Origin of the sequence: Microbacterium sp. PI-1 (assembly GCF_004337555.1) — a bacterium.
GTDB lineage: Bacteria > Actinomycetota > Actinomycetes > Actinomycetales > Microbacteriaceae > Microbacterium > Microbacterium aurugineum.
In genome coordinates, this window is sequence record NZ_SJYZ01000005.1 from 127,065 (window position 1) to 142,338 (window position 15,274).

At 68.0% G+C, this 15,274-nt stretch carries 18 protein-coding genes; 9 read left to right on the forward strand and 9 right to left on the reverse strand.

Annotation, left to right across the window (positions count from 1 at the left end; all coding sequences use genetic code 11):
- Nucleotides 1–38: 38 nt before the first annotated feature.
- Nucleotides 39–884 (reverse strand): SDR family oxidoreductase, encoded by an 846-nt coding sequence (locus E0W80_RS06760; protein WP_131491814.1) that lies wholly within the window; start codon nucleotides 882–884, stop codon nucleotides 39–41.
- Between the two features lie 93 nt (nucleotides 885–977).
- Between E0W80_RS06760 and E0W80_RS06765 the strand changes: the two genes are divergently transcribed.
- The 3 genes from E0W80_RS06765 (at nucleotide 978) to truA (ending at nucleotide 3,962) form a co-directional block, all read left to right on the forward strand.
- Entirely contained in the window at nucleotides 978–1,343 is a 366-nt protein-coding gene (locus tag E0W80_RS06765) for a helix-turn-helix domain-containing protein (RefSeq protein WP_131491815.1), read from the forward strand.
- Nucleotides 1,344–1,442: 99 nt separating this feature from the next.
- A complete protein-coding gene (locus tag E0W80_RS06770; RefSeq protein WP_131491816.1) occupies nucleotides 1,443–2,984 on the forward strand; it encodes an APC family permease in 1,542 nt (513 codons plus the stop codon).
- Between the two features lie 135 nt (nucleotides 2,985–3,119).
- Nucleotides 3,120–3,962, forward strand: coding sequence for a tRNA pseudouridine(38-40) synthase TruA (gene truA, locus E0W80_RS06775; RefSeq protein WP_131491817.1), 843 nt, complete (start codon nucleotides 3,120–3,122; stop codon nucleotides 3,960–3,962).
- Between the two features lie 26 nt (nucleotides 3,963–3,988).
- Here the strand turns inward: truA and E0W80_RS06780 are convergent, their stop codons facing one another.
- Genes E0W80_RS06780 through E0W80_RS06800 form a run of 5 tightly spaced genes read right to left on the reverse strand, consistent with a single transcriptional unit; the run spans nucleotide 3,989 to nucleotide 7,164 of the window.
- A complete protein-coding gene (locus E0W80_RS06780) occupies nucleotides 3,989–4,516 on the reverse strand; it encodes a hypothetical protein (protein ID WP_131491818.1) in 528 nt (175 codons plus the stop codon).
- Nucleotides 4,513–5,121, reverse strand: a complete 609-nt coding sequence (locus E0W80_RS06785; protein ID WP_131491819.1) for a hypothetical protein — start codon at nucleotides 5,119–5,121, stop codon at nucleotides 4,513–4,515. The genes E0W80_RS06780 and E0W80_RS06785 overlap by 4 nt, the downstream gene beginning before the upstream one ends.
- Nucleotides 5,105–5,662, reverse strand: coding sequence for a hypothetical protein (locus E0W80_RS06790; RefSeq protein ID WP_131491820.1), 558 nt, complete (start codon nucleotides 5,660–5,662; stop codon nucleotides 5,105–5,107). Before E0W80_RS06790 ends, E0W80_RS06785 begins: the two co-directional genes overlap by 17 nt.
- 9 nt (nucleotides 5,663–5,671) lie before the next feature.
- Nucleotides 5,672–6,862, reverse strand: a complete 1,191-nt coding sequence (locus E0W80_RS06795) for a hypothetical protein (protein ID WP_131491821.1) — start codon at nucleotides 6,860–6,862, stop codon at nucleotides 5,672–5,674.
- On the reverse strand, nucleotides 6,859–7,164 hold the full coding sequence (locus tag E0W80_RS06800; protein ID WP_131491822.1) for a hypothetical protein: 306 nt from the start codon (nucleotides 7,162–7,164) through the stop codon (nucleotides 6,859–6,861). Before E0W80_RS06800 ends, E0W80_RS06795 begins: the two co-directional genes overlap by 4 nt.
- Before the next feature lie 337 nt (nucleotides 7,165–7,501).
- Between E0W80_RS06800 and E0W80_RS06805 the strand changes: the two genes are divergently transcribed.
- From E0W80_RS06805 to glmM, 4 genes are all read left to right on the forward strand, one after another.
- Nucleotides 7,502–8,170: an endonuclease/exonuclease/phosphatase family protein gene (locus tag E0W80_RS06805; RefSeq protein WP_047520836.1), complete on the forward strand. Its 669-nt coding sequence runs from the start codon at nucleotides 7,502–7,504 to the stop codon at nucleotides 8,168–8,170.
- A 204-nt stretch (nucleotides 8,171–8,374) separates the two neighbouring features.
- Nucleotides 8,375–8,821, forward strand: a complete 447-nt coding sequence (gene rplM, locus E0W80_RS06810) for a 50S ribosomal protein L13 (RefSeq protein ID WP_047520838.1) — start codon at nucleotides 8,375–8,377, stop codon at nucleotides 8,819–8,821.
- 27 nt (nucleotides 8,822–8,848) lie between these two features.
- The gene (gene rpsI / locus E0W80_RS06815) at nucleotides 8,849–9,334 is read left to right on the forward strand and encodes a 30S ribosomal protein S9 (protein WP_017828210.1); all 486 of its coding nucleotides are present in this window, start codon (nucleotides 8,849–8,851) and stop codon (nucleotides 9,332–9,334) included.
- 14 nt (nucleotides 9,335–9,348) lie between these two features.
- A complete protein-coding gene (gene glmM / locus E0W80_RS06820; RefSeq protein ID WP_047520846.1) occupies nucleotides 9,349–10,707 on the forward strand; it encodes a phosphoglucosamine mutase in 1,359 nt (452 codons plus the stop codon).
- A gap of 78 nt (nucleotides 10,708–10,785) precedes the next feature.
- On the opposite strand, the gene E0W80_RS06825 is transcribed toward glmM, so the two are convergent.
- Both E0W80_RS06825 and E0W80_RS06830 read right to left on the reverse strand, forming a co-directional pair.
- A complete protein-coding gene (locus E0W80_RS06825) occupies nucleotides 10,786–12,237 on the reverse strand; it encodes a hypothetical protein (RefSeq protein ID WP_131491823.1) in 1,452 nt (483 codons plus the stop codon).
- On the reverse strand, nucleotides 12,234–13,019 hold the full coding sequence (locus E0W80_RS06830; protein ID WP_131491824.1) for a glycosyltransferase family 2 protein: 786 nt from the start codon (nucleotides 13,017–13,019) through the stop codon (nucleotides 12,234–12,236). Before E0W80_RS06830 ends, E0W80_RS06825 begins: the two co-directional genes overlap by 4 nt.
- Nucleotides 13,020–13,073: 54 nt before the next feature.
- On the opposite strand from E0W80_RS06830, the gene E0W80_RS06835 reads away from it, so the two are divergent.
- Nucleotides 13,074–13,517, forward strand: a complete 444-nt coding sequence (locus E0W80_RS06835; protein WP_052193329.1) for a GtrA family protein — start codon at nucleotides 13,074–13,076, stop codon at nucleotides 13,515–13,517.
- Nucleotides 13,518–13,736: 219 nt separating this feature from the next.
- Nucleotides 13,737–14,936, forward strand: a complete 1,200-nt coding sequence (locus tag E0W80_RS06840) for a polysaccharide biosynthesis protein (RefSeq protein ID WP_131491825.1) — start codon at nucleotides 13,737–13,739, stop codon at nucleotides 14,934–14,936.
- Here E0W80_RS06840 and E0W80_RS06845 read toward each other — a convergent pair.
- On the reverse strand, nucleotides 14,881–15,270 hold the full coding sequence (locus E0W80_RS06845) for a VanZ family protein (RefSeq protein WP_131491826.1): 390 nt from the start codon (nucleotides 15,268–15,270) through the stop codon (nucleotides 14,881–14,883). The two genes, E0W80_RS06840 and E0W80_RS06845, sit on opposite strands and share 56 nt — an antisense overlap.
- Nucleotides 15,271–15,274 lie beyond the last annotated feature (4 nt).

A 15,274-nucleotide genomic window follows, 5' to 3' on the forward strand; every position in this document is an offset into this window, starting at 1 on the left:
CGCTCCCGGCGGGGAGCGGCACTCGGTTGCGGTGCGGCTCAGGCGACCGCGCGCAGGCCCTCGACGAGCGGGGTGGTCGGACGGCCGATCAGGCGGGCGAGCGTGCCGTCGGTGTCGGCGAGCGCGCCACCCTTGATCCCGGCGTCGAGCGCGGCGACGAAGCCGGCCGTGCCTTCGTCGAGCCCGGCGTCGCGGAGTGCCGCGACCTGTTCATCCGACGAGACCGGGACGAAGGACACCGGGCGCCCGGTGATCTCGGAGAAGGCCGCAGCGAGATCGGAGTACGTCCACGCGACGTCGCCGCCCAGCTCGTACACCTCTCCGATGTGACCGTCTTCGAGTGCCACGGCGGCGGCGGCCTCTGCGAAGTCCCTGCGGCTGGCCGAGGCTACTCGTCCGTCTCCGGTGCCTGCGGTGAGCACCCCGGTCTCGGCGGCGCGTGCGAGGTCGGCGGCGTAGTTCTCGGTGTACCAGTTGTTGCGGAGGATCACCGCGGGCAGTCCCGCGGCGGCGATGAGCTCTTCCGTCGCCTTGTGCTCCGGTGCCAGGACGAGGTCGCTCGAGGTCGCCTTCGGAGCGCTCGTGTAGACGAACTTGGTGACACCGGCGGCCTTCGCCGCGTCGATGACCGTCCGGTGCTGGGGAACGCGCTGGCCGACCTCGGATCCGGAGACCAGGATGACCGTGTCGACGCCGTCGACGGCTGCGGCCACGGAGGCGGCGTCGGTGTAGTCGAGGTGAACACTGCGCACGCGCGGATCGGCGACCTTCGTCGTGTCGCGGGCGCCCGCGACGATCGACTGCGGGTCCGCGCCGCGCTCGAGGAGGCTGTCGATGATGAGGCGGCCGAGGTTGCCGGTCGCGCCGGTGACGAGGATGGTCATGGGGGTCCTTTCGTAGGTGACACACTCGACAACCCCGGGGTGGCGATTCGGCATTCCAATCTGCGGGTACCCACTTTGAAGTAAGGTACCCACATGACGGTAAGTTTCGCGCAGATCAAGGAATCGACACCCTTCGCCTTCGATCAGAACTGCGGCACACGTGTCGTCCTCGATCACATCATGAGCAAGTGGGGCGTCCTGGTCCTGTCGTGCCTGTCCGATGGCACACACCGCTGGGGCGCGCTGCGTCGTGAGGTCGACGGCATCAGCGAGAAGATGCTCGCCTCGACGCTGCGCACCCTCGCCGATGACGGACTCGTGCACCGGGAGTCGCTGCCGACCGTGCCGCCCCACGTCGAATACAGCCTGACACCGCTCGGTCGCGACCTGATGGAGCGGATGCTCCCGCTGATGGAGTGGGTCGCCGACCACGCCGACGGCATGCTCGGACGGGACTGAACTTGCGGATTCCGTCGTGGGAGGCGGTCTCTTGCTTCGAATTCTGACGGTTTCAGAAACCCGTTGACGCGATAACCGCGGTGGCCTTACTGTTCTGACATGGCAGCAACGACGCCGATTCACCTGGAACGACCCGATGGCAAGGGTCTCGCTGCGGGAACACTGGGATTGTGGGGATCCACCGTCATCGGTCTCGCCTCCACCGCCCCCGTCTACTCGCTCGTCGCGACGCTCGGATTCGTCGTGCTCGCGGTGGGGGCTCAGGCTCCGATCGCCTTCATCATCGCGTTCGTCCCGATGCTCCTGATCGCTTTCGCCTACCGTGAGCTCAACAACGCCGTTCCCGACTGCGGCACCACCTTCACCTGGGGCACCAAGGCCTTCGGGCCGTGGGTCGGCTGGATGGGCGGCTGGGGCGTCGCGGTCGCCGGCATGGTCGTGCTCGCGAACCTGGCCCAGATCGCCTCGGTCTACTTCTGGTCGCTGATCGGACAGGACCTGGAGAACAACGACTGGCGCGTCGTCGTCGTCGCCGTCGCTTTCATCGCCGCCATGACGTGGGTGAGCTGGCGCGGTGTCGAGATCGGCGAGCGCATCCAGAACATCCTGCTCGGCATCCAGTACCTGGCGCTGGCCATCTTCGTCGTCACGGCGCTGTGGCAGTTCTTCGCCGGGACGGCCCCGAACCCGACCCCGTTCGACTGGGAGTGGCTGAACCCGTTCGCCTTCACCGACTGGTCTGGCTTCACGGAGGCGATCCTCCTCGCGCTCTTCATCTACTGGGGCTGGGACACCTGCCTCGCGCTGAACGAGGAGACGAAGGACCCGAAGCGCATTCCCGGTCGCGCCGCACTGCTCACCACCGTCATCCTCCTCTTCACGTACGTCGCGGTCACGATCGCGGCGATGATGTACGCCGGCCTGGGGGAGGACGGAACGGGACTCGGCAACGAGGCGAACGCCGACGACTTCTTCCTCGCGATCAAGGACGGCCTCCTCGGACCGTTCGGTTGGGTCCTCGTCGTGTCGGTGATCATCTCGGCGATCTCGTCGACGCAGACCACCATCTTGCCGACCGCCCGTGGCACGCTCGCGATGGGGGTCTACCGCGCGCTTCCCGCCAAGTTCAAGCAGGTGCACCCGACGTACAAGACGCCGTCGTTCTCGACGATCGTCATGGGCGTGGTCGCCTCCGTGTACTACATCGGCATGACCTTGATCAGTGACAACATCCTGCAGGACTCGATCCTGTCGCTCGGTCTCGCGATCGCCTTCTACTACGCCATCACCGGTTTCGCGAGCGTCTGGTACTTCCGCAAGGACCTGACCGCCTCGGCGCGTGAGTTCTTCTTCAAGGGGTTGTTCCCCCTGCTCGGCGGGCTCATGCTGACCTGGGCGTTCGTGCAGTCCGCGATCGACATGTGGGACGTGGACTACGGCTACACCGTGCTGTTCGGCATCGGCGGCACCTTCGTGATCGGCGTCGGCTCCCTCGCCTTCGGCCTGGTGCTGATGTTCGTCTGGTACCTGTTCCCCCGGTCCAAGCGCTTCTTCCGCGGTGAGAGCCTGAACCGCGACACCCAGGTGATGGTGCCCGATGAGCCCGCGGTGACGATCCGATCCATCGACGGCGGCATCTGAGGATGACGGTCGCCACCGCCGACCTCTACGACGAACTCGAAGAAGGATCGTATCTGTACAGCGACGAAGACGGGATCCTGGTCGAACGCTGAGCGGCACCCATCGGCTCCGGGGCGCTTGTCCTAGGCTTGCTGCGTGCGCATCCGGCTCGACATCGCCTACGACGGCACCCACTTCCGCGGGTGGGCGAAGCAGCCGACGCTCCGCACCGTGCAGGGGACTCTGGAAGCCGCCCTGGCCCGGATCGTCGGCTCCGACGTGCAGTTCGTCGTCGCCGGACGCACCGACGCCGGCGTGCACGCGAGCGGTCAGGTGGCCCATGTCGACCTCGACGAGAAGCAGTGGTCGCGCATCGAGTCGCGACAGGGCCGTGCGCCGCTGGAGCCCGCCGAGACCATCGCCGGTCGCATGCGGGGCGTGCTCGGTGCGTACTCGGATGTGACGGTCACCCGCACCTCGATCGCCCCGGAAGGTTTCGACGCGCGCTTCTCGGCGGTCTGGCGCCGGTACCGCTACCGTCTCGCCGATGCCCGGACCGGGTTCGATCCGCTGCGCAGGCACGACACGACGACCGTCCGCGGTCGGCTCGACGAACAGGCCATGGACGCTGCAGCGCGCACCCTCATCGGCCTGCACGACTTCGCGGCGTACTGCAAGCCTCGCGAGGAGGCGACGACCATCCGCACGCTGCTCGACTACCGCTGGGCCCGCGACGCCGACGGTGTGCTCGTCGCCGAGGTCAAGGCCGATGCGTTCTGCCACAGCATGGTGCGCGCTCTCGTGGGGGCCTGTGCCGCCGTGGGGGAGGGGCGGCTCGGCGTCGATGATCTCGTCGTGCTGCGCGATGCGCTCACCCGGACCAGTGAGTTCAAGGTGCTGGCCGCGCGCGGCCTGATCCTCACCGAGGTCGGCTACCCCGCCGATGACCTGTTGGCGACGCGGGCCGAGCAGACGCGCGCTCGCCGCGACCGCGGGTAGCGGTCGCCTCGTCTCCGGAGCGGGCCTCAGCTCGGGACGGCGGGATGAACGTCTGCGGGAGGTGTGCCGCCGACGAGCGAGATCACGTCATCGAGGATGAATCCGAGCACCGGGGCCGCGTCGATCACGTCGGCGACCAGCGTGCGTTGACCGACGCGGCGCTGCGCGCGCAGCATCATGGAGACGGGCACGTGTTCCCGCGGCGCGACGAAGGAGAGCACGGCCCGACCTCCGGAGAAGGGAACGGTCCGCTGGGAGACCGTGAACGCGAAGGGGGAGTCGACAACGGATTCCGTGCCCTCCACCACGCTGAGATCGACGATCGCGCCGGTGGCCCCCGCGCCGAGCACATGCCACACCCGGCCGACCGTGTTCGCCGTGATCGGCGGGCGGCCGATGGTGGCGGCCATCGCCCGGCGCGCCTGGTCACCACCGATGAAGCCCGGGAGGGAATCGGCCGCGATGCGCGTCAGCTCCATGGCGAGTTCTGCGGCCTCGGCCTCCTCGACACCGAATGGCGTCGGCAGCCAGCCGAAAGGAAGGGCATCGGTCACTCGAATCTCCAGACGAGAGTCGACGCGACCGCATCCGCGAGTGCGGTGAAACCGTCGAGAGCGGGGCCGGCTTCGGCGACCCCGGGGCGCACGATCGACGCCATGACGAGGATGCCTCGCTGCGGGGCCGCTCCGGGGAAGGAGCGGACGTAGCAGATCTCCCGCGCGAACACTCCTTCGGTCGATCCACGTCCTTCCCGCTCGGTCTCCCAGCGGTAGACCGATGTCCCGTCGTCGGCATCCAAGGTCTCGACCGTGGCGCCGCCCGCGCGGCGGTGCACGTCCTCTTCGAAGGTGCCCTGTGCGATCCAGGGCACCGTCACGATGCTCATCGGCGTTCCGCCCTCGACGGGAGGGATGACGGGCATGTAGATTTCGATCGCTCCGCGTTCGCGTAGCTGTGCCCACTGCTGGTGCACGGCCGCGCGCGCCTGACCGAACAACTCGGGGCGGTGCACCTCGAGGAAGCGCGCACGCAGGAGGCCGACGAGCTCGTCACGACCCGCATCATCGGCGACGAACCGCCCCCAGTCCGGGGGCACGAGCAGCGTGTAGCCCTGCGGGGTCGGCTCGACTCGGCCGAGGATCTCATCCTTCAGTGACACGCAGCGCCCTCTGTCTCCGACGCTCCGCACGTAGACGCTTCATGCGCACCGCAGCGATGATCCCCGAGGCGATGAGCACAAGAGTGAACGGGGCGACGATCCAATGCCAGCCGATCGGGTAGCCATCAGTGCCCGGGGTCCAGATCACCCCCGTCGGGTCCTTCTCGAACGCGGCGATGAAGATCGTGACATAGCCCGCCAGAAGCGGCACGAAGGTCATGTAGGCGATGTCATCGGCGATCTCGAGCCCGCCGAGCAGCAGGTAGGCGGAAGCGCAGCCGATGGCGATCAGGCCGGCCGCGATCGTGAGCCAGGCGGGCACGCTCAGCACCGGCCACGGCAGCAATGAATCTCCGAAGCTCAAGCACTCGTTGGAGTAGTAGACCCGGCCACAGTTGAGGATGAGGCGAGCGCCGGCGGGAACGATCCACTGCGCCAGTGTCGCGATCGTGGCGAGGATGGCAATCAAGCGTAGGACGCCGAGCCGCAGGGGCAGCCAGCCGCGATTGAGTCCGAAGATGGGCTGTGTCGAGAAAGGCACGGTGTCAGCCTACGGGCGGCCGAATGAGTAGTAGAACGGGTTGATCGGGCTGCTGTAGAACCCTCCGGCGACTCCCGCGACCCAGCTGCCGACCGAGGTCACGCCCGCTCCACCGATCTTCGGAACCGTGCTCAGGACGGCATCCGCCCAGGCATCCGCGATGGTCGCGCTGCGCGGTCCGGACTTCGCCGCCCAGTCGGCGAGGGCGGTGCCCCACTTGTTCAGCGCCGCCCACTCGGAGCCGCGCGCCAGAGTCGAGAAGGGGTTCGTGAATCCGCTGAGCTGAGGCATCGAGGCCGTGCGCACTCCGCTCGCGAACGAGGGGAACTTCGACGCCGTCTGCGATGCGGTCACGAGCGCCTCTCCACCGTTCGCCGCCGTCGCCAGGCGGATGGAGCGCGAGGCGAGTCCACCCACACCGGCGGTGACCAGGCCGAACGTGCTCCACAGCACATCCGACTGCGATGCCTTGCCGTTGGCGTACATGTAGATCGTGCCGGCCAGATGGATCGCCGAGAGTGCCAAGGTCGCGGCGAGGAGAATCGTCGACCACGGGCTGGAGACGACGAACAGCGCGACGACCGCGATCGCGATGATGGCGTATCCGATGTACACCAGAGCACTGGCGATCGTTCCCCAGAACCCGTCGTCGTTGTCGGCGGCATCGATGGCGTCAGCGACGCCGTCGGCTGCCGTGTCGAAGGCCGCCTCCCACGCGGAGAACGTGCTGTCGAAGGCCCGCCACAGATCTTCTCTCGCCTCGGAAGCCGCGGTCACGGCGTTCGCGGCGTCCATGAGATCCTCTGACTGCTGATCTGCGTCGGCTGCCGGTATCCAGAGCGCGTCCTGCTGGTCGCTCACCGCGGAGTGATAAGCGGTCTCGGCGGACTCCAGCTCCTGGTGGTTGTTCGTGTACCAGGCGCGCGCCGTCTCCAGCGCCGTCGCGTAGGGGGCCAGAGCCGCTCCGGTTCCTTCATAGCGGATGCCCGCCTGGCGGAGGTCGGACTCGATGCTCTCGGCATCTTCCTTGAGCTTCTCGGTGCCCTGGCTGATCTGCGAAGCGGCGATGTCGCGCAGGGTGTCGGCGGTGCGTTTCATCGCGGCGCCGAGGTCCGTGTACTGCGTCGCCGTCGCCGCGATCGTCTCGGGGACGCCTTCGAACTGACGCAGTTCGTGGCCGGTGAACGGTGAACTGTTCATGAGCCGCCCTCCTTGCTGTCGAGCTCGGCGGAGGCCTGAGCCTCCCACTCGTCCCAGCCCTCGATGATCCCGTCGAGCCGCTTGTAGACGTTCTCCACCGACTCCGTGAGGTCATCCCGGTTGCCCGACCAGTTGGACTCGAACCAGCCGACACGGTCACGCAGCTTCGACTTGCCCTGCGGGGTGCCGATGGCGCTCTCGAGGGTGTCGTTGATCGAGCCGGCGTCCTCGAAGTCGGCCTTCGCGGTCTTCAGCGTGTCGCGAGCTTCGCGGAGGCGTTCACGGTCGAGCAGTACGTCCACGGTCAGAGTCCTTCCGCTGTGAGGGTCAGAATGATTGGCCTGAGCGCGGGCAGAGCAGAGCGGGAGGGGCGGTGGATGTCACCGACCCGCCCGCTCGAGGCGCCGCCGTGCGTCAGCTGCCCGCGAGCTGCTGATCCAGATCCTGGATCGCACGCATCATGCCCAGCAGCGACTCCGACATGTCGTTGATACCGTCGACCGCGGTCTTCAGACCCGTCGATCATATTCGGTAACCCTGTATAAGGTAATATTCTACTCCGAGCGGTCGTCCGCGGTGACTCGCGAAGGCGCCGATCCGGAGCCGGGGCACAGCAGGGGCGAGTAGCGTGGGACGGTCATGAAGGTCATCTCGTACAACCTCCAGAAGCATCGGGCCGCGGGCGAACTCGCGGCGCTGGTCCGCGAGCACGACCCCGACATCCTCTGCCTCCAGGAGTGCGATGTCCCCGAGCTTCCCGCGCGGATCGGCGATCTCGAACTCGCCGACGCCACACAGGGCAACCGCCTCGGCCTCGCCCTGTTCTATCGGTCGAGTTCGTACCATCTGCAGTCCATCCGCACGCTCGGGCTGAAGAAGTCGCTGCATGACCGGATCGCCAAGCCCGCCCACGAACGCGTGCTCGGTGCGCGACTGCGCGACATCGACGACGGCCGGGACTTCATCGTGGCCTCCTTCCACGCGGCACCGCTGACCGCGTTGAACTCGTTGCGTCGTCACCAGATCCGTGCCGCGCTCACCGAGCTCGCGGCGCTCGGTGAAGGGCTGCCCCAGCTGATGGTCGGCGACTACAACTACCCGATCTTCAAGGAGAACCTCGGACAGGCCGTCCGCAACCACGGCTATGCCCTGTCGCTGAGTGACGACCACACCTACACGCGCTATCGGGTGTTCCGCGGGCACTACGACTTCGCGACGTCGGCCGGGTTCGAGATCGAACGCATCACGACCCTGCCCCAGGGCGCGAGCGATCATCGGCCGATCCTCGTGACGGTCAAGCCCGACTGAGCAGTGCGGTTTGGGCATACCGCACCAGGTGGCGTATGATTTCCCTTTGGTGCCTTTACCCGCGTGCGGGAGAGGGCATCGTCCGAACGTGAGCCCTCCACTGGCGTGTTCCCCTCTCTTCCCGCTCGATGAGCCGGAGAGGACGAACCACCCCGGAGTGGGATTCACGAACTTCTCCGTTCGACACAAGAAAGCAGCACTATCGTGACGCGCACTTACACTCCCAAGGCTGGCGAAGTCCAGCGCGATTGGGTCGTCATCGACGCCACCGACGTCGTTCTCGGCCGCCTCGCCTCGCACGCCGCCACTCTCCTCCGTGGCAAGCACAAGCCGACCTTCGCCAACCACATCGACTCGGGTGACTTCGTCATCATCGTGAACGCCGAGAAGGTCGCGCTCACCGGTCAGAAGCTCCAGAAGAAGCTGGCTTACCGTCACTCCGGCTACCCGGGTGGTCTGAAGTCGGTCACCTACGCCGAGCTCCTCGAGAAGAACCCGGTCCGTGCCGTGGAGAAGGCCATCCGTGGCATGCTCCCGAAGAACAGCATCGGCCGCCAGCAGCTGTCCAAGCTCAAGGTGTACGTCGGTGCAGAGCACCCGCACGCCGCACAGCAGCCGACGCCGTACACCCTCGACCAGGTCGCCCAGTAAGCGCCGTAAAGACTTAAGGACATACTCGTGGCTGACATCCAGGACACCACCGAAACCCCCCAGAACTTCTCGACGTCGACTCCGGAGACCGACGTGGTCGAGGCGGCTCCCCGCCCCGTCCTCAGCGTCCCCGGTGCCGCTGTCGGCCGTCGTAAGCAGGCCATCGCCCGCGTGCGCATCGTCCCCGGCTCGGGCACGATCACGGTCAACGGCCGCACGATCGAGGACTACTTCCCGAACAAGCTGCACCAGCAGCTGATCAACGACCCGTTCACGGTGCTGAACCTCGCCGGTGCATACGACGTCATCGCTCGTATCTCCGGTGGTGGCCCCTCGGGTCAGGCCGGCGCGCTCCGCCTCGGCATCGCCCGTTCGCTGAACGGCATCGACGAGGAGAACAACCGTCCGACCCTGAAGAAGGCCGGCTTCCTCTCCCGCGACGCTCGCGTCAAGGAGCGCAAGAAGGCTGGACTCAAGAAGGCCCGCAAGGCGCCTCAGTACTCGAAGCGTTAAGGTCCACTGCTCCGATGCCGATCTTTGGCACGGACGGCGTGCGAGGACTCGCCAATGGCATCCTCACCGCCGACCTGGCGCTCACCCTGGCCCAGGCGACTGCTGTCGTCCTGGGCCAGGGCCGTACTGCGGAGGCCCGCAAGGCCGAGGGCAAGCGACTCACCGCAGTTGTCGCCCGGGACCCCCGGGTCTCCGGACACTTTCTGACCGCGGCCGTCTCCGCAGGTCTCGCCTCCTCGGGCGTCGATGTGCTCGAAGCAGGGGTCATCCCCACGCCGGCGCTCGCGTTCCTGGTGGCCGACCGCGATGCCGACTTCGGCGTCATGATCTCGGCGTCGCACAACGCGGCCCCCGACAACGGCATCAAGATCTTCGCCAGAGGCGGACGCAAGCTCCCCGACGTGGTCGAGCAGCGCATCGAAGAGGCCATGCACGGGGAGATGCTGCGTCCCACCGGTGCCGGCGTCGGTCGGATCGACCGGTTCTCCGACGCTGAGGACCGCTACGTCGTGCACCTTCTCGGCTCACTGCCGAACCGTCTGAACGGCATCCACGTCGTGCTCGACTGCGCCCACGGCGCGGCTTCCGGTGTGTCGCCGGAGACGTTCCGCGACGCGGGTGCCGAAGTCACCGTCATCGGGGCGGACCCTGACGGCTGGAACATCAACGACGGGGTCGGTTCGACCCACCTCGACAACCTCGCCGAGGCCGTCGTGCGTCTGGGAGCCGACATCGGCATCGCCCACGACGGCGACGCCGACCGATGCCTGGCCGTCGACGCCGAGGGCAAGGTCATCGACGGAGACCAGATCATGGCGATCCTCGCGGTGTCGATGAAGGAGCGCGGCCACCTCACCGACGACACCCTCGTCGCGACCGTGATGAGCAACCTCGGACTCCACGTCGCGATGCGCGAGCACGGGATCACGATCCGGCAGACCGCTGTCGGCGACCGGTATGTGCTCGAGGACATGAACGAGGGCGGGTACGCCCTCGGTGGCGAGCAGTCGGGTCATGTCATCATGAGCGAGTATGCGACCACGGGGGACGGCATCCTCACGGGTCTTCACCTCGTCGCGGAGATGGCGCGGCAGAAGAAGACGATCGCCGAGCTCGCCTCGGTGATGACCGTCTACCCGCAGGTGCTCATCAACGTGCGCGACGTCGACAAGGACCGCGTCTCCGAAGACGAGGTCGTGCAGCAGGCCGTGCGCGACATCGAGACCGAGCTGGGAGACACCGGCCGCGTGCTGCTGCGCAAGTCCGGCACCGAGCCGCTCGTCCGCGTCATGGTGGAGGCGGCCGACGCCGAGTCGGTGCACGCCTACGCAGGACGCCTGGCGGAGGTCGTCCAGGAGCGTCTCGCGCTCTGAGGCCCGTAGTCCTTCGGAACCGGTCGGTCGCTGATACAGCGTCCGGCCGGTTCTTCGTTCACCGCGAGGACCCCTTCTCTAGGGGGCCGCGCAGATTCGGTAGAGGCCGCTGTCGACGAGCGTCTCGGTCGTGCACGCGAGACCTGTGAGCCGGGGAACGCCCGCCATCGCTGGCGCATCGAAGAGGCCGACATGCGCGCCGGTGAGCACGATGGGCGGGACGGCCGCGCCCCACGGATCCGCGGCGAGCCACTCCACGTCGTTTTCGGTGACCCAGGCGGTCAGCGGCACGACGGCGGCTCGCTGACGCTCGAGGGTGAGCGCCCGAGGCTCGAACGACGACGCGACGTGCACGGCAGCGCCCCCGGCGACGACGGCGGCCAGGAGCGACGCGGCGACGACACCGAAGATGCGCAGGACGCGGCGTCGGGGAAGTCGCGCGACAGACCAGACGGCGACGGCGGCGATGACCGGGAAGAACGCATAGACGGCGGGGGCGGGGTGCCGCACCCACAGCGGCAGCCGCGAGGCCGTCGCCCACCAGCCGATGAAGGCGAGTGCGCCGACGAGCGCCGTGAGGGCGTACGCGATCACGACGCGCTCGGTCTCCGTCGCGGTGCGCCACCGCCGGACGATGCCGACCACGGCGAGGGCGACGGCCAGGAGGGCGCCGAGCACGGCGAGTGCCGGAGGCAGGGACCAGGAGCCGGCGAGGGTGTCGAGCTTCTGCAGCACCGTGGTCGCCGCGTCGTCCTGGCCGCCGCTCCGGATGAAGTAGGCGAGGTCGCGCAGGTGCTTCACGTAACCCGAGAAGCCGAGCGAGACCAGGGCCGCCAGTTCGACGAGCAGTGTCGGTACGGCGACCAGCAGCAGCGGCAGCCACGATCGCCGCAGCGTCTCGCGAACCCGTGCCCACCCTGCGCCGTCCGAGAGCACCCACAGGGCCACGGCGAAGACCGGGAGGACGAGGATCGCGATGAGCTTCGTCTGGATCGCCAGCCCGATGAAGAGACCGGCCAGCCACGCCCGGCGGGGGAGCACGAGGAGCGCCCAGACGATCAGGGCCGCCGCGGGGATCTCGCCGAGGAGGTCGGCCGGCCCCTGGATCGGGGAGATTCCGGCGTCGGCGGTGAAGGCGAGGGGCACGGCCACGGCGAGCAGCGCAGCCCAGCGACCGCCGATGCGTCGTCCGAGCACCGCGAGACCCAGGAGCAGCACGATCCAGAAGCCCAGCGGGACGAGCCGGGAGGCCAGCACCGGATCGATACCGGTCGCGAGGAGTGCAGCGACCGGGAGGAGCACGACCGGTCCCGTGGAGATGCGCGGGTCGAACGGAGTCATGGTCGAGCCGGAGAGCGCGCCGTCGCTGGAGTATCCGAGCCCGTCGAGCAGATTGCGGGGGACGGTGAGGTTGAAGGCCTCATCCTCCCAGAACGGCCACACCACGAGACTGTGCCAGGCGACGATGACGTGCCCGATCAGCAAGGCGGCCGCGGCCACCCAGAACACGATCGTGCGTGCGCGGGTCATCGCGCGACGGTCTCCGGTCGATGGATGTTGCGCAGCGGAGCGGACGGCCGCAGGGAGAGTTCCCACGCTTCGACGAGGGCGGTGCGGACGAAAAGGCGCAGGCGCTTCGGGGGGAGAGCGACGGTGCTCCCGCGTCCCCACATCGTGCCGGTGGCGGAAGCGCCGCGGCGGGGGATGCTGTCGACTCGAAGGTAGCGCACCGTGAACCCCGCGCGGGCCTCGGCCAGAGAGAAGTGCACGTGCGGCACCGATGCATCCGGTGGGGTGGCCTCGACCAGGGCCCGCAGGGCTGGCGTGCGGTACGCCCGCAGCGGGGTGTTCACATCCGGGATCCGGCGCCCGGCGGCCAGCGCGATCACAAGACCGACGGCTCCCGTGAGCACCTTGCGGTACCAGGGGTCCGTGCGTCCGTCGCGGACGCCGTGGACGACATCGGCGCTCTCGGCGTCGAGCGCGGCGAGCAGCCGGGGGAAATCGCGGCCGTGGAACTGCCCGTCGCCGTCCACGTGCACGAGCACATCGGGCTCCACTGCAAGCCCGGCGCGATAGGCCGCGAGTGCGGTCGGACCGTGCCCGCGGTTGAGCGGCTGCACCTCGACCGCGACGTCCTCGACGTCGTCGAACACGGTGGCGGTCCCATCGGTCGAGCGGTCGTCCGCGATATGGAACGTCACGCGGTCGACCACCGGAGACAAGGAGTCGCGGATCTCGTCGATGAAGTCGCGGATGCCTTCGGCCTCGTTGTAGGCGGGCATGACGACGGCGAGGTGGCGGAGGGTCACGGGGTCCTTGGGGTGGCGAGGTGCGCGGGGATCAGGAAGTAGCCTAGTTGAGCTATGGATCTTCCCACCCGACTGCGTCGGCTCGCCGGCGTCGGCAGCCGGTTCCTGGTCGTGGGCGCGCTGAGCACTCTCATCGAGGTGGGGGTCTTCAACCTCCTGGTGTTCGTGTGGGGCTGGGATGTCGTCGCCGCGAAGATCGTGGCTTCACTGGTCGCGCTCGTCAACGCCTACATCGGCAACCGGGAGTGGACCTTCCGGCACCGTGATCGGCGGGGGAGGACCGCGGAGGTCGTGTTGTTCCTCGCCACGAACGCCGTCTGCACCGCCCTGGGCGCTGTTCTCGTCTGGGTGGGAGTCGAAGGCGTGGAGGCGATTCTCGGACGAGAGCCGGGCGCTGTCGCGGTCAACCTCGTGAACCTGACGAGCATCGTGATCGTGGTTCTGCTGCGCTTCGTGCTTTATCACGGCATCGTCTTCCGGGCGTCCCCGAAGCCGTGACGATCACTCCGTGACCGCGGCGCCGGCGCGCGCGCGACGGCGATGACGTCGTCGATATGCCAGGAGGAGGACGATCACTCGGGCGGAGGCGGGGAGGCCGACGTCCGAGAGACCTATTTCAGGGAGGGCTGACACAGGGGGATTTCGGAGAAGACGATCGCACTCGCGCCACGGCGCCGACGTGCACTGGCCGCGACGGTCGACGCAGGAGCCTGGATCGTGGGCATCCTCGCCGCCGTCGTGCTGCGATTCGAGTTCGAGCCGACGCTGGCGGGATGGGCATCCACGGTCGTGCTTGCCTTGACGGCGGCGGCGATCCAGGTGGGCATCGGGTTCTCCCTGCGTTTCTACCTCGGGCGCTTCACCTACGGGTCGTTCGAGGAGGTGCGCAATCTCGCGGCTGCGGTGAGCGCGCTGGCGCTGGTGCTCGCGGTGGCGGTCATCATCCTGGGGCCCTTCATCGGTGTCCCCCGGGGGACCGTCCTGCTCGCCTTCCCCTTCGTGCTCCTGCTGATGTTCGGCGTCCGTTACGCGGCCCGCCTGTTCATCGAACGGTCGCGCAAGCCGGACGACGCCGCGGATCCTGCGGTCGTCATCGGTGCCGGCCACGTCGCCGACACGCTGCTGCACAACGTCACCACCGACCCGTCCTCGCCCATCCGGCCGGTCGGGATCCTCCACGACGATCCGGGCAAACGGCACCTCCGGCTACGGGGCGTCCCGGTGCTCGGCCGCACCGATCAGATCGCGGAGATCGCGGCGCGCACGGGAGCGAAGGTCCTCGTCATCGCGATCGGACGCGCGGATGCGGCGCTGCTGCGTCGACTGACGGACGATGCGGAGGCGGCGGGCCTCAGAGTCGTCGTCATCCCGACCCTGAGTAGCATGGTGAGCGGCGAGGAATCGCCCGGGGACGTGCGCGACATCAGCATCGAGGACCTGATCGGGCGCCATCCCGTCGACACGAATGTCGAGTTGATCGCCGGGTACATCACAGGGCGCCGTGTGCTGGCCACCGGCGCCGGCGGATCGATCGGCTCGGAGCTGTGCCGCCAACTCGTCAAGTACGGGCCGAGCGAGCTGATGATGCTCGACCGCGACGAGACCGGCCTGCAGATGGCGCAGCTCGGAACGGCGGGCCACGGCCTGCTCGACACCAGAGATGTGGTGCTCGCCGACATCCGCGACAGCGCTGCCCTCTTCGAGATCTTCCGCGACCGCCAGCCCGAGGTGATCTTCCACGCCGCCGCGCTCAAGCATCTGCCCATGCTCGAGCAGTATCCGGACGAAGCCTGGAAGACCAACGTCATCGGCACGCTCAACGTGCTCGACGCCGCACGCGAGGCGGGAGTGAGCACCTTCATCAACATCTCGACCGACAAGGCAGCGAACCCGACCAGCGTGCTCGGGAGGGCATGAAGCCCTGCACCGACTCGATCACCGCACTCATCAGTGCGCCGATGACGACGATCTGCCAGAGTCGCAGACGCGGCAGTGCGAAGGCGAGCAGCAGACCCACGGGCACGAACAGCGAGACGTTCGCGAGCACCTCCAGCACCACGGCACTCGGGCGGTACGGGGCGATGCCCGCGTCGGCGACCCACCGGGCCATGATGCCGACCAGACCGGTGACCTTCTCGGAGACCGTCGCCGGCAGCCAGACGGTGAACCCCACGAAGAGGAGGTAGCCGACGAGCGCCACCCGTGCGATCAGCACTCCGCCGGGGACGGGGGCGAGGCGGGGGGAAGGCATGCCG